This is a genomic window from Pirellulales bacterium (assembly GCA_036490175.1).
Taxonomy (GTDB): domain Bacteria; phylum Planctomycetota; class Planctomycetia; order Pirellulales; family JACPPG01; genus JACPPG01.
The window spans coordinates 1-19,667 of record DASXEJ010000227.1 but is presented as its reverse complement, the minus strand read 5'-3'; the positions used below and the strand labels follow the sequence as shown (position 1 = coordinate 19,667).

General features: G+C 60.9%; 18 protein-coding genes. 8 read left to right on the top strand and 10 right to left on the bottom strand.

The window, feature by feature from the left end:
* Positions 1-297 precede the first annotated feature (297 nt).
* Positions 298-1,572, top strand: coding sequence for a TIGR00300 family protein (locus tag VGG64_16375; GenBank protein HEY1601180.1), 1,275 nt, complete (start codon positions 298-300; stop codon positions 1,570-1,572).
* Entirely contained in the window at positions 1,569-2,414 is an 846-nt protein-coding gene (locus tag VGG64_16370) for an arginine deiminase-related protein (GenBank protein HEY1601179.1), read from the top strand. The genes VGG64_16375 and VGG64_16370 overlap by 4 nt, the downstream gene beginning before the upstream one ends.
* 94 nt (positions 2,415-2,508) lie before the next feature.
* Here the strand turns inward: VGG64_16370 and VGG64_16365 are convergent, their stop codons facing one another.
* The 4 genes from VGG64_16365 to glyA form a co-directional block, all read right to left on the bottom strand.
* A complete protein-coding gene (locus VGG64_16365; protein ID HEY1601178.1) occupies positions 2,509-2,811 on the bottom strand; it encodes a Dabb family protein in 303 nt (100 codons plus the stop codon).
* Between the two features lie 130 nt (positions 2,812-2,941).
* Positions 2,942-3,907: an alkaline phosphatase family protein gene (locus VGG64_16360; GenBank protein ID HEY1601177.1), complete on the bottom strand. Its 966-nt coding sequence runs from the start codon at positions 3,905-3,907 to the stop codon at positions 2,942-2,944.
* A 183-nt stretch (positions 3,908-4,090) separates the two neighbouring features.
* On the bottom strand, positions 4,091-4,546 hold the full coding sequence (locus VGG64_16355; protein ID HEY1601176.1) for a response regulator: 456 nt from the start codon (positions 4,544-4,546) through the stop codon (positions 4,091-4,093).
* Between the two features lie 152 nt (positions 4,547-4,698).
* Positions 4,699-5,952, bottom strand: a complete 1,254-nt coding sequence (glyA, locus tag VGG64_16350) for a serine hydroxymethyltransferase (GenBank protein HEY1601175.1) — start codon at positions 5,950-5,952, stop codon at positions 4,699-4,701.
* A 258-nt stretch (positions 5,953-6,210) separates the two neighbouring features.
* Between glyA and VGG64_16345 the strand changes: the two genes are divergently transcribed.
* Entirely contained in the window at positions 6,211-6,357 is a 147-nt protein-coding gene (locus VGG64_16345; GenBank protein HEY1601174.1) for a hypothetical protein, read from the top strand.
* 285 nt (positions 6,358-6,642) lie between these two features.
* Here VGG64_16345 and fmt read toward each other — a convergent pair whose 3' ends face one another.
* Together fmt and def are read right to left on the bottom strand one after the other, a co-directional pair.
* A complete protein-coding gene (fmt, locus tag VGG64_16340) occupies positions 6,643-7,632 on the bottom strand; it encodes a methionyl-tRNA formyltransferase (protein HEY1601173.1) in 990 nt (329 codons plus the stop codon).
* Between the two features lie 155 nt (positions 7,633-7,787).
* Positions 7,788-8,369 (bottom strand): peptide deformylase, encoded by a 582-nt coding sequence (def, locus tag VGG64_16335; GenBank protein ID HEY1601172.1) that lies wholly within the window; start codon positions 8,367-8,369, stop codon positions 7,788-7,790.
* 335 nt (positions 8,370-8,704) lie between these two features.
* Here def and VGG64_16330 point away from each other — a divergent pair, with 335 nt between their 5' ends.
* Positions 8,705-9,100 (top strand): 4Fe-4S binding protein, encoded by a 396-nt coding sequence (locus VGG64_16330; protein ID HEY1601171.1) that lies wholly within the window; start codon positions 8,705-8,707, stop codon positions 9,098-9,100.
* Between the two features lie 64 nt (positions 9,101-9,164).
* Here VGG64_16330 and VGG64_16325 read toward each other — a convergent pair whose 3' ends face one another.
* The gene (locus VGG64_16325) at positions 9,165-9,989 is read right to left on the bottom strand and encodes a sugar phosphate isomerase/epimerase family protein (protein HEY1601170.1); all 825 of its coding nucleotides are present in this window, start codon (positions 9,987-9,989) and stop codon (positions 9,165-9,167) included.
* A gap of 291 nt (positions 9,990-10,280) precedes the next feature.
* Here VGG64_16325 and VGG64_16320 point away from each other — a divergent pair, with 291 nt between their 5' ends.
* The 3 genes from VGG64_16320 to VGG64_16310 all read left to right on the top strand — a co-directional run bounded on the left by VGG64_16320 (position 10,281) and on the right by VGG64_16310 (position 16,815).
* Entirely contained in the window at positions 10,281-10,889 is a 609-nt protein-coding gene (locus tag VGG64_16320) for a hypothetical protein (protein ID HEY1601169.1), read from the top strand.
* A gap of 174 nt (positions 10,890-11,063) precedes the next feature.
* Complete coding sequence (locus VGG64_16315) at positions 11,064-12,308, top strand: sulfatase-like hydrolase/transferase (protein HEY1601168.1); 1,245 nt, start codon at positions 11,064-11,066, stop codon at positions 12,306-12,308.
* A 631-nt stretch (positions 12,309-12,939) separates the two neighbouring features.
* Entirely contained in the window at positions 12,940-16,815 is a 3,876-nt protein-coding gene (locus VGG64_16310; protein HEY1601167.1) for a family 10 glycosylhydrolase, read from the top strand.
* Between the two features lie 16 nt (positions 16,816-16,831).
* On the opposite strand, the gene VGG64_16305 is transcribed toward VGG64_16310, so the two are convergent.
* Together VGG64_16305 and VGG64_16300 are read right to left on the bottom strand one after the other, a co-directional pair.
* Entirely contained in the window at positions 16,832-17,176 is a 345-nt protein-coding gene (locus VGG64_16305) for a histidine triad nucleotide-binding protein (protein HEY1601166.1), read from the bottom strand.
* Positions 17,177-17,235: 59 nt separating this feature from the next.
* Complete coding sequence (locus tag VGG64_16300; GenBank protein ID HEY1601165.1) at positions 17,236-17,523, bottom strand: Trm112 family protein; 288 nt, start codon at positions 17,521-17,523, stop codon at positions 17,236-17,238.
* 198 nt (positions 17,524-17,721) lie between these two features.
* Between VGG64_16300 and VGG64_16295 the strand changes: the two genes are divergently transcribed.
* The gene (locus VGG64_16295; protein ID HEY1601164.1) at positions 17,722-18,348 is read left to right on the top strand and encodes a hypothetical protein; all 627 of its coding nucleotides are present in this window, start codon (positions 17,722-17,724) and stop codon (positions 18,346-18,348) included.
* Between the two features lie 174 nt (positions 18,349-18,522).
* Here VGG64_16295 and VGG64_16290 read toward each other — a convergent pair whose 3' ends face one another.
* Positions 18,523-18,831, bottom strand: a complete 309-nt coding sequence (locus VGG64_16290; protein HEY1601163.1) for a hypothetical protein — start codon at positions 18,829-18,831, stop codon at positions 18,523-18,525.
* Positions 18,832-19,667: the final 836 nt, after the last annotated feature.

Sequence of the window (19,667 nt, the reverse complement as noted above, 5' to 3'; positions counted from 1 at the left end):
CACCAGAGTGGGTCGGACCCGGGATCTTGAAAGGCTGCCTGAGCTGCAGTATAGAGGCGTCCCTTGCCGTTGTGAAGTGTCGGCAGGGCTTCGAGTTATGCTCGCCCAGCCCGATTCCGGTGGGCGCGATTAATACGAGTCTGATGGCCCAAATCTGCGGGCCAACCTAGAATTGATCCTAACGGGTCTCGCGCGTGCTGTCAGTCCCTTCTCTGCGCGCAAGCCCGCGCGAAATCGGCCGGGTCGTTCCGACTGGCGATTCGCAGGTTGTCACCCTACGCTTTGCTGGGGGCCGGTATGAAAACCGCCATCAATGAAGTCCCTCAGGGGACTGCCGCGTTCGTCGAAGAAGTCGAGATTCGCGGCCACATCATCGACAGCTTAATCCTGCCCAAGGTGCTGGACGTAATCACCAGCCTGGGCGGAACATTCTGCATCAAGCAAATCGCGATTGGTCAGGCCCGCAGCGACCCTAGTTACGCGCTGGTGGAAGTGCAGGCCGGCGACGCGGTGCGTTTGGCGGACATCCTGGCACAGATCAGCGACCACGGCGCCGTTCCCACGGTGTGGCAAGATTGCCGCCTGGAAGCGGCCGACATGGACTCGGCCTTCCCCGAAGGATTTTACAGCACGACGAATCAACGCACGGAAGTACGTCTCGACGGCCACTGGACCGAAGTCGCCGATCAGGAGATGGACTGCGGCCTCGTTGTTTCGCTCGACCGCAAGCAGGCACGCTGCCTGCCGATGGTAGACGTCCGCAAGGGAGACCTGATCATCGTCGGCCATGCCGGCGTGCGGGTTTTCCCACAGGAACGCACCGCACAACGCCACATGTTCGAATTCATGGGGAGCAGCGTCTCGACAGAGAAGCCCAAGGGCATCGCCATCCGTGAGATTGCTCGCGAGCTGAGTCGTACTCGCGCCGACGGCGGACGAACGCTGCTGGTGGGGGGACCGGCCATCGTCCATACCGGCAGCGGTGAACATGTCTGTCAGTTGATTCGCGAGGGGTATGTCGACGTGCTGTTCGCCGGCAACGCGCTGGCCACGCACGATATCGAGCAGGCGCTGTTCGGCACCAGCCTGGGAGTTCATCTGAGCCACGGGGCTTCGGCCGAGGCTGGGCATGAACACCATCTGCGCGCGATCAATCGCATACGTCGCGCCGGTGGCATCGAACGAGCCGTGGCGACGGGCCTTCTGACCTCGGGCATCATGTACGAATGTGTGCGGCACCACGTTGATTTCCTGCTGGCCGGCAGCATTCGCGACGATGGCCCGCTGCCCGAGGTGATTACGGACGTCCTGGATGCACAACGGCAGATGCGCGCCAAGAGTCGCGACGTGACGTTCTGTCTGATGGTCGCCACGACGTTGCATTCGATCGCGGTGGGGAATTTGCTACCCGCCTGGGTAAAGGTCGTGTGCGCGGACATCAATCCGTCGACCGTGATCAAGCTCAACGATCGCGGTTCGTTTCAAACGGTGGGAATCGTGACCGACGTCGAACCTTTTTTGCGCGCGTTGGTGCAAGAACTGGCCGAGATGGAAAGCGAGGTCGCACCATGACGCAACCACGCATCTTGATGTGCTCGCCTGAGTTTTACGGAATCGAATACGAGATCAACGCCTGGATGCACCGCGAACGTCCGAGCGATCATGCGGCCGCTTGTACCCAATGGCAATCGTTGAAAACGACGATCGAATCGGCCGGGGCAGACGTGATCACGATGTCGCCAGTGCCGGGCCTGCCGGACCTTGTGTTTACTGCCAACGCAGCGTTGTTGTATCACGATGTGGCCCTGTTGGCGCGCTTTCGGCACAGCGAGCGTCAGGGGGAGGAACCGCACGACGAGGGCTGGCTTACCGATCACGAATTTCGCGTGGAGCACATTCCGGCGGGCTTTAATTTCGAAGGCGCGGGGGACGCGCTGTTTTGCGGCGACACACTGTTTGCCGGCTACCGTCTGCGCAGCGATGCGCAGGCCCATCAATGGATCGGTGCCCGGCTCGGCTGCCGCGTGATTCCGCTGGAGTTGGTCGATCCTTACTACTACCATCTCGACACATGCTTCTGCCCTCTCGCGCCCGGCGTGGCCATTTATTATCCGGGCGCGTTCGACGCCTACGGTGCCGCGGTATTGAAGGAGCTGGTGCCGAAGTTGGTCCCAGTCAGTCGCGCCGAAGCGCAACGATTTGCTTGCAACGCCGTGGTCGTAGGACCTACCGTGATCACGAATACCGGCTGCCCCGAACTTCATCGCGCGCTATCGGACCGTGGCTTCTCGCCACGTGAGATGCCGCTCGACGAGTTCGTAAAGGCCGGTGGCAGCGCCAAGTGCCTGACCCTGCGGCTCGACGGCGAAGACGCCGCCAGCTGGCGCAATCAACCAACGCCCGCCGCGGCGTGAAAGCAAATGGTGAATGAGAAATGCTGAACGATGAGCCTTACGGGTCGGCCGTCCCGCTCGTCATTCATCTTTTTGAATTCCGCATTCATCATTTCTAAACGTCGCTGTCGAAGACCCGCACCTGCTGCCAGGTGTCTTTGTTCTTCTCGATGAAGCTCTTGTGACGTTCGTGGACTTGGTACACGTCGTGGGCTTTGCGATCAGCAAAGACCATGTGCAAGCCGACATGGAAGTCGCGCACGTTCACCGGTCGATCTAAATCAGGAACCACCGTGCCGACACCGAAATAGGCCACGCCCGGGTGATCGGTCAGATACTTGCGGCACTCGGCCATCAAATTCTGAATAGCCTCGGGCGCCGGATCCTTTAATGTGAAATAGACGTTATGCACAAGCACGTTACTGTTCTCCCGGTTTTGTCATCGTCATAGGTAAACACTTCCGCGGCGCGATCAGGATCCAGGTCGAGTACCGCCGGCGCCCGTTAACTCGCTTCCGTGCATTTCGACATTTTGGGCTGCCAGCCGCCTACTTGGCGGCCGCGGCATTCTCCTTCAGCCCGATCGGATGTCCGTCGAGATTCCATTTTGGATCGGCCGAGATTCCCAAATGGGCGAGTGCCGTGACCGGCACATCCACCAGGTACGTCTGCTCGTCGAGCGGTCCCTGCTTGGCAGCCGGCCCACTGACGATAACGAAACTATTGCGAATCTCGGGCACATTGTGGCCGCCGCCGTGACCGGTTCCTTTGCCGCCATGGTCCGCGGTAACGAGCACCAGCCAATCTTCCTTGTCGAACGTTTTCCGCGCCTTGACGGCATCCAGCACCGTCCCCACGCAGGCATCGGCGTTTTCGATGGCCTTGATATACGTGGGCACCGTTGGATGGAAACCGTCTTTATGCCCGGTTTCGTCGACCTGGCCGATATAGATGAAGAGAGCCTCTGGATCACTCTCGGTGAGAATCTTGGCAGCGGCCTTGGCAGCCATGACGTCCGAGGCGGTGTAATCCTTGCCAATGGGCGGATACAACTTGGCCTGATCGGCCGCGCTAACGATGTGCTGCTGGATCGGAATCCAACTTACCACCGACGCCGTCTGCGCCGCGGGGTGCACTTCCTTCAGACGGGCAAAGAAGTGCGGGTATTGGTCGTAATGTTTAACTTTGAAATCGTTGTCGAGCACCCCGTGCTTATCGGCCCACACTCCGGTCAGAATGCTCGACCAGCCCGGCCCGCTGATCGTGTCGTTGCCTGTGAAACGATCGCCCAGGATTTGGCAATCCGCGTCGTAGCATCCTTCCGCCATCAAGCGATCGAGGTTCGGCGCGTTGGCAGCCTGCACCGCGTCGAAGCGGCAACCGTCGATGCCGATGAAGAGAACCTTTTTTGTTTTCGCGACCGGCTCCGCGGCTAACGAGCTAGTGACCGGGACCAAAGCCATCAACAGGGCCAGCAGCAGGCACGGAAAGTGAAATCTTAGTAGGACGTTCATGAGAGGATTTCCCAAGCAGTGGGCGTGACTCGATGGCGAGTGCCAGCCAGAACCGGCAGCAGCCTTGGCCTGGCCCCGCTAAGTCACGGTCGCGTGGCCAGGCTCCAGCCGCACGATAAGTCGACCGGCGCGTGAAATCAAGCGGCGCCGATTCGCGAGCGACCCGCTCTGGCGACGCACAGCCTAGGCGCCGGGACCCGTCGAGTCTTCCATGCCCTCGATATAACGACGCAGCCGCTCGACCTCGTCTTCGACGTGGCGGAGCCGGAGCATGATTTCGACCCGCTTCAACAGCTCGAGCTTGTTGACCGGTTTACTAAGAAAGTCGTCGGTGCCGGCATTCACGGCCCGCTCGATGTCTCCCAATTCATTCAGCGCCGTCACCATAAGGATCATGATTCCCTTGGTATCGGGACTTCCCTTGAGCTGCTTACAGACTTCAAAGCCGCTCAGCTTGGGCATCATGATGTCGAGCAGGATTAGATCCGGCTTGAACGACGCCACCTTTTCGAGCGTGTCGCGGCCGTCAACGGCCACGGCCATCTCGCAGTTCAGGCCGCTGAGATAAACCTCCAGCAGCTCGACATTGGTCTGATTGTCGTCGGCAATCAGGATTCGACTCTTGCGCGCGACAGCCATCGGTGTTGGATTCCCTCCCACGTGTGGATGTGGACTCGTCCGGCGATGCTTGGCCGGCCCGTCGGCCGTTGCGAGATTATAGCGGCGCGCGGGTTGATCCGAGAATGGGCCCACTCACGCGATCCATCGACTGTCGCCCAACGCGATATCGGTTAGGCCGTGGGCAAGCACGCGGCTGGCACCGGGAACGACTCGCACAGGCTCGACACCTGCTGGCGCACCCGGCTCGTAGCGCTAGCGTCGTCAGCCCCTTTGAGCGCGTCGATCATCCAGCCGCCGATTTTCCGCATTTCGTCCCGGCCCATGCCGCGCGTCGTCAGCGCCGGCGTGCCGACACGAATGCCCGAAGGGTCCATGGGCTTGCGTTCGTCGAAGGGAATCATGTTCTTGTTGACCGTGATACCGCAACGATCGAGCGTCTCTTCGGCCTTCTTGCCCCCCAGGCCCAGTGGCGTAACGTCGACCAGCATCAGATGATTGTCGGTCCCACCGCTTACTAATCGCACGCCACCGGCCAACAGCGCCTCGGCCAGGACCTTGGCGTTGTCGATGATCTGCTGCGCGTATTGCTTGAACTCGGGACGCAGGGCCTCGCCGAAGCAGATGGCTTTGCCTGCCACGACGTGCATCAATGGTCCCCCTTGGATGCCGGGGAACACGTTGCGATCCACGTCCTTGGCATACTCGGCCTTGCACATAGTCAACCCGGCGCGCGGGCCACGGAGTGTCTTGTGCGTGGTCGTGGTCACAAAATCGGCCAAGGGGACGGGGCTGTTGTGCAAACCGGCCGCCACCAGGCCCGCGTAGTGTGCCATGTCGACAAACAGCTTCGCGCCGCAATCGCGGGCGATCTGGGCGAACTTGTCGTGCGGAATCTCGCGCGGGTAGGCGCTGGCTCCGGCCACGATCATCTTTGGCTTGTGCTCGCGCGCAAGAGCCGCCACCTGGTCGAAGTCGATGCGGTGATTGTCGCGCCGCACGCCATAACTATGGAAATGGTAGAGCCGGCCCGAAATGTTCAGCTTCATACCGTGCGTGAGATGACCACCATGGGCCAGGTCGAGCCCCAGCACGGTGTCACCCACGTCGAGCGCCGTCAGGTAAACGCACAAGTTGGCCTGGCTGCCCGAGTGTGGTTGCACGTTGGCGTGTTCGGCGCCGAACAGTTGCTTCGCGCGATCGCGGGCCAGATCCTCGACCACGTCGACCCACTCGCAGCCGCCATAATAGCGCCGGCCGGGATACCCCTCGGCGTATTTGTTCGTGAGCACGCTCCCTACGGCCTGCATCACGGCGGGGCTGGTGTAATTCTCGCTGGCAATCATCTCCAGACCGTCTTCCTGGCGCTTGATCTCGCCAGCGATGGCGGCCCAAACTTCGGGGTCTTCTTGCTCAATCCAATTCATCGTGGTCCGCGACCTCCTCAGGCGTGAAACAACAGCGCCGGCCCAGAAGTGCCCGATGCGGCGCAGCGAAGCGATCTATTCTCCGGACCGATGGGTGGTTCGTCAAACGCCGCGACTGGCGGGTAGCGTCTGAACACGCGGAATTCGGCGATCTCAATGAGATCGGGTAATACGAGGTCGAGCAATCGAGCCCCGGCACATGGGCGTCCCCGGGGCTTTATATATGCGCCGTCGGCGCTACAGCATTATAATTAATCAATGCCCACGATCACGCCCACCTACCGCCGCTGGTTCCAATTCGGGATCGGCGAGATCTTGGTCGTGGTGGCAATATTGGCCTGGGGGCTCGCGTGCCGGCCGTACGCAACGTCTCGTCGCGGTGCCGGGACAAATTACAGCGACTGACAATCGCGTACGCGTATACCCGATGATTGGCGCTGCTTACGTTAGCCGCTTCCCGAATCCGAAACTCAGCGGCCCCGTTCTGGAATTCATAGCCTTTATTGGATGGAAAGGCGCGGGATCGATATCGAATTGGCGGCGGCCGTCCGCGTTTGTAAACCTTCCGAGCATAACTAGCGACTAGCGAGGCGCCAGGTCCCGTAGAAACGCGGATATGGTCGCTATTGCGACTCATTTCAGCAAGAGGCGAAAAGCTGAGTCGCGGTCGCGAAGCACAGCAAACGACTGCTATGCCGCCGGCTCTTCCGCTAGACCCAATCGGTCACCCACGCGGATCGGATGACCGTGAAGGAAGTCGGCGGCGGACATCATCTGCCGACCTGCCGGTTGTATTCGCAAGATCGCCACCGCGCCATGGCCAGACGCTATGAAAAAGTTCTGCTTGTCGGCAACGAGAACCTCCCCTGGCTCTGCGTCCTTCGCCCTTGAGGACGTAGATGGCTGCATGTATTCGACGGCCTGCGCCTGCCCAATAATCAGACGCAACGGGCTGCCCGAGGTCCGCAGCCAGTCGGTGTAGGCTCTCGGCCAGGGTTGCAGTGCCCGCACCTGATTCTTAATTTCGGCGGGTGTGCGCGACCAATCGATCGCGCCGTCCGTTTTGCGCAGTCGGCGGGCCTTGGTCGCCAGGGCCAGATCTTGCGGTAGCGAAGCGGTCGATCCGGCGACGATCGCCTCGATCACATGGCAAACCAGCGGGGCACCAAGTTCGCACAGCCGCGTTTCCAACTCCACGGCCGTTTCGTCGGGGTCAATAGTGAGCTTGGCTTGAGCCAGTACTGGACCGGCATCAATACGCGGCGTCATGTGAATCACGCTCACGCCCGTTTCTGTTTCTCCTTTGTAGAGCGCCCAATTGATCGGAGCCGCGCCGCGGTACTTCGGCAAGAGTGAGCCGTGCAGGTTGATCGCACCGTGCCGTGCCAGCCCCAGTGTCTCGGCCGAAAGGATTTGCCCATAATCGGCCACCACGAACAGCTCGGCATCACATTCGGCCAGTCGCGATTGCGACTCGGCGGTGTTGATGTCCTCGGGATCGAGAATGGGCGTGCCACGTCGGACTGCCTCGTCGCGCAATGGGCTGTCTGCTGCCACGACTTTGCCGCGTACGACCCGCGGTGGTTGTGTGACCAAGGCCACGACCTGGTGAGATGTTTCGTACAGCGCGCGAAACGTCGGGGCGGCAAATGGTCCGGTGCCAAACATGACAAGTCGCATGGCCGCTTGCTCTCAGTCCGAAGGCGAAGTGTGGGGTGCCGGTGAACTGTCGGAGTGCCTCCCCCCGCTCACCCGATCGGCCTGCGGCCGATCACCCTCTCTCGCAAGGGGAGATGGGAAAATGCTCCGATCCTCGCTGCCGCCCAATATTTCAATCAGGTGCGCTGTTCTTCCAGTTCCGCCAGGCGGGCGGAAATGCGCTCGTCGTCGGGAATCTCACCGCGCTGGCGGCGGTCGGCAAATTCGATTTCGAACTCTTCCAGCGAATCCTTGATCGCCAAGCGAACCGTCGGACTTAGTCGATCTATGAACAGTACGCCGTTCAAGTGATCGGTCTCGTGTTGCGCGGCACGCGCGTACAAATCCTCGATCGTCTCGTCGATCTCGTTACCGGCCAGGTCGTAAGCACTAATGGTTATTTGCTCGGGACGGCGGACCGGGGCATATAAGCCGGGTAGGCTCAAACATCCCTCCTCGGACTCGGCAGACCCCTTGGGCTGACTCAAAACCGGATTCAGGAACACGCGCTCGGCACTAGGCTCGGCCGGATCGCCCATTAGATTGAGGACGAATAGCCGATAGGGGAGGTCGACCTGGTTGGCGGCCAGTCCAATGCCCTTGGCCTCGTACATCACGTCGAACATCTCTCGAACAATGCGCCGCAATTCGTCATCGACGCGGCGGAGCGGCTTCGATACGCGCCGCAGGGTGGGGTGGGGAAACTGAATGATCCGCAAGCTAGATCGTCTCCGTCGCCGACAAATGGCGTTCAAGTCGTTTGATTGAAGTCATTGGCAGAATTATAGTTCTGGCCGCCGCTGCGTAGAAGCCTTTCCGTGGCTGGCGGTTGCGATCGGCTAATAACGCCGCGCGGGATGTCGGCCCGGCAGCGGGCCAAGCGATTTCTGCCCTGAACGACTCACGGCGCGGTTGGCGATCGCCCGATTTGTCCCTATGATTGGATGTCTACCGCTGCTGGCGATGGCTGGCACGGTGGAAACGATCCGCGATTTGGCAGAGCACGCCCCCCTGCCCCCGCCGCTGGACATCGAGATTTGAGGACCTGATCCCCATGGCCAAACAAGGCCCGCGCAAGAAGCTCCCCAAAGAATTGGCTGTCATCAATGCCGACAACTGCACTGGTTGCGAGGCTTGCCTAGAGGTCTGCCCGGTGGATTGCATCGTCAAAGTGCAACAGTTCCCCGGCATGTTCAATCTGCAGAGTTGGTGCGAAATCGACATCGAGCGGTGCGTGGGGTGCGAAGTCTGCGTGCGAATCGCGCGTAAGAAGAGCGACCCTTACGATCTGACGGTTTGTCCCTGGGATGCCATCGAAATGGTGCCGACCGAGCAGGTGGCTCAGGTTGTGGCGCAGATCGGTGGACCACCGGAATACATCGCGGATAACTGGGACCGGCTGGTCGGCACCGCACAGCACCTGGCCGAGCTAAAGGTTGGCGCCGGCTGACATCGGCGTCCCAGTGCTGATCCAGCTCTGATCCCCAGTGGCGATCCCCAGTGGCGATCCCACCTCAGCCGGTCAATTCCGCCACGCAGCGTTGCATGTAGTCGATGCTCTCGCCTGCCAGCCGTTCGACGCCGGGACTGTAGTCGAACACTTCGACCGAGACCCAGCCGCGGTAATCGACCTCGCCGAGCATTTCGAAGATCGGCACAAAGTCGAGTGTGCCAAATCCCGGTCCGAGCAGGTTCGCATCGTTGGCATGAAAATGCATCAGCAGCGACGCGTGGCGGCGAATGATCTCGGGAATCGGACGTGCTTCGCTGGCCATCGCCTTGCAATCCAGGTGCAATCGACAATGCGGCGAGCCCACCATTTCTACCAGCTTCGCGCCGGCGTCGGCCGTGAGTAAGAAGTTGCCATCGGCCGGGCCCAAAGGTTCGACGGCCAACGTCACATCCAATTCTTCGAGCGTGGGCATGGCGGCCTGGAATACTTCGGTCGCGTAGGCCATCCCCTGTTCTTCGGTCACCCCCGGCAGCAAGTTGCGCTGTTGGGGTGAACCGAACACCATGATCGAGCCCCCCAGGTCGCGGCATAGGTGCGCCAGGTCGCGCACGTATTGGGCCGTCTTACGGCGGATCGCGTCGTCGGGGCTGGTGAGGTAATAGCCCGAGGTCTTGGCCAATAACCAGTGCAGCCCAACGACCTGCAGGTCGGCCGCCTCGGCCTGACGTCTGACCTCGCTGCGGCGGCTGGCCGAGATCTCGTTGGCATCGGTCGCCATCGTGAAGGGCGCGATCTCGATGCCCGTGTAACCGCATTCGCGGGCGAAGCCAAATGCCCGTTCAAAGGGCCAATCCAGGAATGTCTCATTGCAAATGGCGAATTTCATGGCAGACCCTGATGGCTATCGTCGTGGATGCGGATGATTGATGGCAGAGCGTGCGGTGATCCGGCCGTCGGCCCGCGCGGGCACCGTGTACTGGGGTCGAGCGTAACGGTGGGCGAGCGGTCGGACAAGGAGGCCGGCTTCTTGCCTGGCACGGGTGCCGGCCACCGCTCCAGGCGTCAAAACCGGCGCAACTCCGCGCGGCTAACTACAAGCTATATTTCCGCGAGGTTTTCAAGGCGATTTTTGCTGCCGCTTTGGCGGCAATCACATTTCGGATCGAGGGTTGAGACCATGTGGAATCGACGATGGATTTTTGTAGCCGGACTGATGGCCTGCGGTTTCCTGGCAATCCAAGTCGCCAGCCCGTTGTCGGCGCACCAGAAAGAGAACGCCTCCACCGACAAATCCGACAAAGAGAAAGAAAAAGCCAAGGAAAAAGAGCTCGACATCCGCTACGCCAAGGGCTACCTGAAACTGATGGAAGCGACCTTGGAAAAATATCAGGAAACCAATCGCCGTTTACCGAACACGATTCGTCCCAGCGTCATGCAGGCAATTCAGGAAAATGTTCGCGAGGCGCACGAGCGGGTGCAGCTGGCCGAGAACGATGACTCGAACGACGCCGCGATTTATGTCTCGGGCGCCGAGTCCGATCTGCGCAGTGCGCAGGAATCGTTGACCAAGGCGGAAGGGGCGAACCTGCAATTCAATGGCACGGTCAGTCCCTCGGAAATCGAACGGCTCAAGGCTGACCTGGAGTTGGCCAAGATCAAGGTCGAACGAGCCCGCCACTTGGCAAGCGAATCGCCTCTGTCGAACGTTCGTTTCGAGCTCGAACAGCTCCGCGAAGACGTGCAAGAGCTACGAATGTTCGTGGCACTCCTGCGCGATCGCAACTAACGGCAGGCTGTCGCGAGCTGAAAGCCAATGCGGCTTTTCATTGGCCTACGCGAGGGCGGCACGTGTCATTACCGGGAATGCGCCTGTGTCCTCGGCGGTGATTCTCGGTAGAATCGCGGCTGGCGCGCGGCGCAAAGGCTTGGTCCCGTTGGCATACCTCGGCAACCGTTCGGCATGAATGCGATCTGCCTGGTGATCGATCGGCTGCACATAGGTTACTTGGGCTGCTACGGAAACTCGTGGATCTCGACGCGGAACTTCGACCGTCTGGCCGCGGACGGTTTTTTATTCGATCAGGCTCTGATCGAATCACCCGACCTGGCAGCTCAGTATGCTTCGCTGGCGTCCGGATCGCACATTCTGCGGCGAAGCATGGCCGGCCACACCGCGCCGACGCTGATCGAGCGCTTGAATAAGGCCGACGTTCATACGGCGCTGATCACCGATGACCCGACCGTAGCCCAGATGCCTTGGGCTGCGACGATCGACGAAGTGATTCCCATCGATTTGAATCACGCTGCGATGCCGGTCGACGAAATTCATCAGAGCAACCTGGCAAGGTTCTTTGCCGTGGCAGGACAGTGGCTCGAATCAGCCGCAGAACCTTTCTGCCTGTGGTTGCACTGCGGCAGTCTGGGCTCGTCGTGGGATGCGCCGCTGGAATTCCGCAACGCCTACTGCGACGAGGATGATCCGCCGGCGCTGGCAGATGTCGCTGTGCCCAGTCGATGGCTGCCGGAGAATTACGATCCCGACGAGCGTTTGTCCATTGCGCACGCCTATGCAGGCCAGGTGTCGTTGCTCGACATCTGCCTTGGCATGCTACTCGAAGGGCTGGAGGGAGTGCCAATCTACGACCGTACTCTGTTGTCCGTGATGTCAGCGCGAGGATTCCCCCTGGGCGAACATCGCCGCATCGGACCAATCGACGATTCGCTGTATGCCGAATTGGCGCACGTTCCCTGGATTATCAGGCTGCCCGACGGCGTTGGCGCGAGCGATCGCAGTCAGGCGCTGGTGCAACCGCACGATTTGCTGCCGACGCTGGTCGAATGGCTCGCGCTGCCGGCGCTCGGCACGGACCCTCCGGGCGGCAGCCTGTTGTCGCTCGTGCGTGACGAGCCGGCGACGTATCGCGACCGGGCCATCCTGGTCGGCGAGGGAAAATATCGCGCCATCCGCACGCCGGCCTGGTATCTGTTGAGACCGGGCACGGCGACCGGCGACGCGGCAGCGACACACGATCCCGCGGTCGAACTCTACGCCAAACCAGATGATCGCTGGGACGTGAACAACGTGGCAGATCGCTGTGCCGAGGTCGTCGACCTGCTCGAACAAGTGCTGGCAGAGTCCGCGCAGTCGTCGTCGGAAACGTCATCAACTCCGCTAGCGGACGTACTGCTAGCAGGCTTGGATTAACCGCCGTGCCGCTTGCGAAAGATCCGCTGCACATTGCCTTTGCGAATTGTCTCCCTGCGTCCATCGGTCGTTGCTAGCGGTTGCGGGCAAAATCCGTCGACGCAGGCTGCTAGCCGACAGACCGAATCTCGCCTGGCCGTGCGTCATTGTGGGATAGGTGGAAGCGGCTAGCGAATCTATAATCCGCGGCCCTTGGAACGCCATTTCTCTTTGCCACTCTGTTACTTACAGCAAGTTTTCTGGCGCGGTCGCCCGATGAATTGCTAAGGTCGTCGTCGCTCAATTCGGCGCCGGCAACAGCGAGTGGCGCCAATGGCGCGTCGATGGCAATTTTGTGTGAGAAGTCGTCTGCAACTTCATGTCGATCGAACGGCGCTTTCATCGATGCACGAACATGAGCTTGTGCATTGCGCATGCAGGCCCACCGGGTTGATCAAGGTATAGCAACAGTTTCGAGCGTGCGATGATCGGACAAGGAAGTCCGCATGCATGGCAAACGGCGGCGGGTGGAATGAACCGCTCGGCCGATTGCCCCGCCACGGAATGCCGTTGGGGTATTTCCGGGGGGCATGCTGCGCGCTCGAGTCGTCGCGAAAACTCGCGAGCGCAGGTCAGTACACCGCTGGTTGCAATGACGAATGCATGCCGCATTGCAGGAATCGCGCTCGTCGCGGCCGCCGTTACGCTGCTAGTCGGACCGCTTTGTGTCCGTGCTCATGAACCAACCCTACGGCTGCGGATGGAATGGGGGGGCGGCAGCGGGCAGCACTGGAAAGGATCGGCCTCGCTCTCCGAAGGCACATTGGCCGAGCCGATACCCTTGGGCGTTGAAGCCGACGAACCGGGCTCAATGTGGTCCGATGGCGCTATCTTGCACGTTCAACCACGCAGCATCCGCGCGTACGACGGCGTAGATTTTACGGTTACCTCGCCGCTGACTTCGTCATTACGAGTGTCGCTGGTGAGTCGTGAGAATCCCACCGGCGTCGACCTGAACGTTCCGCTCGCGCAAATTTCTCAAGAGGTCTTTACGGCGCCGCTAGATCAGGCGGGCAATCGGCTATTGATTCGCCGCGTGCCCGGCGACCGGTTGCGCGTCAAGCTGGCGCGAGATTCGGTGATCTTCTCGGCCGGTGAAGTTGCCGAAATCGAAGTCGAACCCCACCTGCTGCCGCCGGGCATCGGTGGCAAGGTGCTGTTGGTGTCACAGCTATTCGCCGCACGCACATCGCGGGATCCACTGTGGGTGAACGAACGCGAGTTGAGTCTCACCGCCGATGGCTGCGCAACCGAGCCGACCATTCTGTCCGTGAAGCTACCCGACAGCGAAGGGATTTATGATCTGCGCATCGCCGTTCATCGTCGCGCACTACAAAACCGCTTGGGATGGAAGCAGACGGTCGAAGAACGCAAAGTGCAAGTCGTGGTCCTGGCGGCTTCACAGCCCCAGCCGGCCGGAGCAGCGCCGTTTCCGGCTGTGGCAGAAACGCTGTTCGAGCTAGATCCGGCCAGCCCGCCTTGGTGGGAACGGTTGGGCAACGTGCCGCTCATCCCTGGCATGCGACGAGGCCCCTTGGGCAATGGTGATGCCACGTCCTGGCAGCACCCGCTGGGCCAACTGATTCAACTGGGCCCCGGCGGTCGCGAGCCGAATGTAAGTTGGGAGGCGTTCCCGCTGCCAGTCGCCCGGCCCGGACAACCGCACGTCGTCGAAATCGAGTATCCGACCGACGTCGCTCAAACTTTGGGTATCAGCGTCATCGAGCCAAATACCTCGGGACAGGTCACGCCGATAGGCATCGATGCGGGAGTATGCCTGCCCGACGAGGCGGCCAGCAACGAGCCGGGGTTGGCGAAGCATCGCGTGACGTTCTGGCCGCGCACTAAGACTCCTCTGCTGCTGGTAACGAATCAGCGCGACGGCTCCCGAGCCGTGTTCGGCAAGATACGCGTGATTGGTCCGAAGGCGTCAGGAGTCTCAGGCCTGGGACGTGATACGAATCGCCCCACGTTCCTGCCGCATGCGTTTGGCGCCAAGGGCCCGGTCGGCGACCGGCTGCTGGCCGGCTTCTACGACCGTCCGCTGTTCCCAGAGAACTTCTCAGCCAGCGAGGCTTTCGACGAGTGGAGCAGTCGCGGACTGGACGATTGGGTGACGTACTACGAAGGCGCGACCCGCCTTGTCGAGTATCTGCAACACGTCGGCTACAACGGACTGGTGATGACCGTGTTGGCCGACGGCAGCACGATTTATCCAAGCCGACTTTTGGAACCGACTCCACGCTATGACACGGGGACGTACTTCACGTCGGGCCAAGACCCCTATCGTAAAGACATCCTGGAACTGTTGTTCCGACTGTTCGATCGCGAGGGCATGCGGCTGATCCCGGCCTTGCAGTTTTCCGCGCCGCTCGCCGAGCTCGAGGCACTCAAGCGGCGCGACGAGGAAGAGGCTGTCGGTGTGGCCCCGGTCGATGCCGGCGGCAAGCCCTGGCTCGCTGAGCACGAAACGCGGAAAGGACTAGGTCCCTACTACAATCCACTAAATGTGCGCGTGCAGGACGCTATGCTGGCGGTCGTGCGCGAATTGTGCGAGCGCTACCAGCATCACGGAGCGTTCCAGGGGCTAGCCGTGCAACTCTCTGCCGATGGCTACGCCCAGCTACCGGGCGCGGATTGGGGCTACGACCAGCGCACCGTCGATCGCTTCGTGCATGAGAAAGGGATCCGTCCGCTCGAGCCAGAGAGCCATGACGCGCGCATCAAGTTGATCGCTGCCGAGTATCGCGGCCCCTGGCTGGAATGGCGTAGCCAGGCCTTGAACCAATTGCACGTCCGCATGCACGGTGAGCTATCGCGCGTGACCGACCGACCGGCGCCACTGTATTTGCTGGGTGCGCACATGTTCGAACGGCCCGACATCGAACAGGCACTACGGCCCAACCTGCGCACACGCACTAGCGCCGAAGGAGTGCTGCTGTCCTTGGGCATCGATCCCAAGCTGTATCAAGCCAGCAACGACCTCGTCCTAACGCGGCCGCAATGGATCGAACCGCTGAACTCGCTCACGAATCAGGCGGTCGGGCTAGAGTTGAATCAATCGATGGAGCTGGATCGGGCCCTGCACGGCCAGGCAGTATCCGCGGCGCTGTTCTTTCACGAGCCGCAGCAGTTGCGGGTGCCGACGTTCGACGCCAAGAGCCCATTCAAAGGGGCTCAGACATTGTTGGTCGGGCAGCCATTGCCGTCTGGTCCGCTCAATCGCCAACGCTTTATTCACGCAATTGCCACGCTCGACGCCGAGGCCATGTTCGATGGAGGGTGGCTGTTGCCCCTGGGTGAGGAAGAATCGCTCGCCGATCTCGTGGCCACGTATCGTGAGTTGCCAGCAATCGCCTTCGAAACGATCGACGGCCCCACGCAGCCGATCACAATTCGTCGCCACGCGAATGGGCATGGAACGTTCGTGTATTTCACCAACGACTCTCCATGGCAGACGCGATTGACTGTCGAAGTCGAGGCCCCCGCGGGCACGCGTCTCGATCGGTTCGGAAAGTCCCGTCAATTACCGGAGCTCGCGACGACCGGCGCGCGGCAGACTTGGACCATCGAATTGCAACCCTTCGAGCTGCTGGCGGGGCGTTTTTCGGCCGCGGATGTCAAGTTGCAAGATCCGCAGGTGACATTCGCCCAAGACGTGGAAAATGAGCTTTACCTGCGCATTCGCGATTTGGGCGAACGCGTGGCGCTATTGCAGCAGCCGACCGCAATGAAGCTGCTTGCCAATGTCGGCTTCGAGCAGCCGCCCGCCGCGGACGATCCGCTACCCGGTTGGCAGATGCGCGAGCAAGCCGGCGCGTACGCCGAATTCGATGCCGAACAGAAGAAAACCGGGGCCCAGAGCCTGCGATTTGCCAGCACGCAGGGGGCCGCCTCGCTGATCAGCGCGCCGTTTGTTCCCTTGCGTAGCGGCCATTTGTCCGTTTTGGTCTGGCTGCGCGTAGCCGATGCGGCGCGGCAGCCCCCTTTGAGACTGGCCGTCAGCGCGCGATGGAAGGGACAAGACTATTACCGTTACGCGCCGGTCGGGCAAGGAACCGGGCAGACGATCGGCACCGAGTGGATGCAATATTTATTCGAAATTCGCGACCTGCCCACGGAACAGTTGAGCGACCTCCGCGTGCGATTCGACATGACCGGGCCGGGCGAGGTCTGGATCGACGACGTCGAGCTGCGCGAATTCGACGAGCAGGAAATCCGCGAACTAAAAAAGATGATCACCTTCGCTTTCTACACGCTGGAAAGCCGGCAATTGGCTGATTGCTTGCGTCTATTGGAAAGCTATTGGCCACGATTCCTGGTGGCCAACGTGCCGCTGTCGCAAAACGTGGCGTCGCGGCCTCGTTATGTGCCCAAGGGTGCCACGCCCGCCACGGCCACAGACGAGGAAACCAAACCAGGAATCATGGATCGCGTGCGACGCGCCATGCCGTCGTTCCTGCGATAGCCGCGAATCGTGGGCGTCAGCCCGGCGGCCAGGTCAGCTGTCGACCTGCCAGAACGTGCAGGTGCAAATGGTCGACCGATTGGCCGGCGTCCGGCCCACAATTGATGACCACGCGGTAACCACCCGTCAGTTTTAGGTCCCGCGCTACGCGCCGCGCGACCAACAGCAAGTGACCTGCCAGCAATGCGTCGTCATCGGTCAGGTCGGAGAGCGACGGTATTTCGCGCTTCGGGATCACAAGAATATGCGTGGGCGCTTGTGGCGAAACATCGCGAAATGCCAAACAACGATCGTCCTGGTAGACGACATCGGCCGGAATCTCGCCGTCGATGATCCGTTTGAAGATGGTCTTTGCAGGCATGTTCAGATGGCCTCGCCGATAAACTCGCGGTCATCGTGCTGCCCGTGGCGGTAGCACGATTAAGACGGCTTTTGCTGCGCGCCCAAATGCACGTCGCCCTGGTCCAAGGCAATGCCTGCATCGAGCAACAGGATGGGAATGCGGTCGACAATCGGGTAGAGCACGGCCCGATCCTGCCGCACCAGGGCCGCGTCGAGCGTTTCAGCCACGGTCTCGCCCCCTTTGTTGCGAACCTGGCCGCCGCTGATAGCACGATTGACCGCGGCCAGCAGCGTCTGATCCGCGAGTTCCAGCGGCGTGCGAGCCTCGGGACAAACCAAGATCGAGAGGAGTTCCTTGCTGATCACCGAGGGCACGCTCCACAAGAGTCCGAACGGCAGGCGAAACGCGATTAACGGTGTTATACGGAACGTGCCGATAAAGGACTAGGGCCCACCCGCATCGGCATGCTGGCAATGTGACAGCACGTCGGGCGAAGCCACGTCAGGGGTGTGGCAGGCCCACCCAATAAGGAATCACCGACACGGCACGTCGGGAGCATAAACATGCAACGCCGCATTGTATGGGCCGCGGCCCTAGTGGCGGTTTTACTTAGCCCGCTAGGCTTAACCGCCCAAGACGTTCGCTACTATCAAGACCCGAATTCCGGGGTCACTTACAAAGAGACGAATCACACGATTCCGCGTCAGATACCCTCGACGCAGTATCAGCCCAGTTCTCGGACTGTCCTGCGTGGGCAGTATCGCACGGACACCCAAGGAGTCGTGCGGACGTATTCGGTTCCCGTGACCGAGTACCGAACCGAGACGTACTGGCAAGGGCGATACAACCCCTTTGCTCAGCCGACGTTGGCGACTCGCACGATCCCGTACACGCGTTGGGAAACGCACAGCGACGTCGTACAGGTTCCTGTCACACGCTACGAAACCGTGCCGACGACGGAAACGGTACACGTGCCGGTAACCACCTGGCACACGGTACACGACCAGGTTACCAGCCGTGTGGCTGTGTCACCGCCGCAACCTGGCGCATCGTCGTCGGTCGTGGCGAGCGTACCAACAAGTGGCTCGATGGGGGGCGTGGCTCGGCTCGATCCGCCGCCGACCTTGTCGGGCGCTTCGTCATCGTCGCCATCACCGACCACGGGTTCGACGACGGCGCTCAGCCGCTAGGCACCCCGCGCGTCACGCAGCTGGCAGAGGAATGCTGCTCGCCGGTAATGCGCCGTGCGCGCCTGACGGGCGTTGCAGATGAAGGTGTATCAACAAACTGACCATCGGCAATCCCGCCCTGTGAAGCGGCGGAATGCAGCGATGGTCAGATTGCAGTACTCCCAGGATAGCCGACTATTGCTGCGGGACGTCTTCGACGATCTTCGGCCGCCGCGAGCGCCGCGTCGATTTCGCGGTGCTCCACTCCTTGGTCAGAGTTTCGAAGACCTCGGGCGACTCATAGCGGATGATGTTCTTGCCTTCGGGCATCGGCCCAATCAGACCGCGAAACACCGGTAATCCGCGCAGTCCCAAATCGGTGCTGCAGTCGTCTACCCCAATCTGCGTGTGGAGTTTCTTAAGAGAATCTTCCTTGCTGTAGTCCTTGATGCGGATCGATCCATCGGCCGCTCGCGTTACGACACGGATCAGTTCTTTGGCCATAAGTTGATGAGTTGCCGATTGTTGGAGGCAACCGGCACCGCGTCGCGGTCCGCCGGTTCGTGTAACTGCTGCGAATCATTCCGCCGAGCGAACCCACACCCGACCTCGCCTTGGTCAGGGCGTTCGCACGGCTTGCGATCCATCGCTAGTCACCGACTCCGCCGGACAACCGACCGTGCAGCATTACCCCACGGCCGGTACTAGCGAGATATCGGCGGTCGAGCCTCGCAGACCAGAAGCATTTCTAAGTGGTCGACACGTAAGCACATTGCGCCAGAACCCTTACAAGAGGCTCACCACGGATGGCCGTTACTGATTCCCGCCCGGCGGCACGGTTAACCTGCCGGTACGGGTCGTAACACCGTTTTGCGGTCACCGAAGAGGCTCGCCGGCGGGCCGGCGGCGGCATATTTGGCGTAGTTCCGACGCACGGAGAATCTGTGCCTGGCCGTCATATTGCGCACGTCAAACGCACATGTATCGGAAGAGCGGGGCAATTAATCCCGTCAATTTAGGTCGTCTGTCGTGTCCAATTCCTGGCGGCGTTCGGCAGTGCGCCAGATTTTCGTCGTACGACGTCGGCTGGCAACCGAAACGCACTAACCTTGTACACGACTCGACCCGACACTAGATTTATTGCTGCCCGTGCCTCAAATCGCGCTTGCAGAACTATCTTCGTCCTGGCGGTTGATCGGTAAGGCGGTCCGACCGAGCGTGCCGAGAGGGTGAAGGTGGTCTGTGACGCGGCCTGAAATCGGGCGTTGTGCTTCGGAGGGTATGCGAATGGTTAGCGGCCTGACTCGAAATCAGGTGCCCCGCAAGGGGTTGTGGGTTCG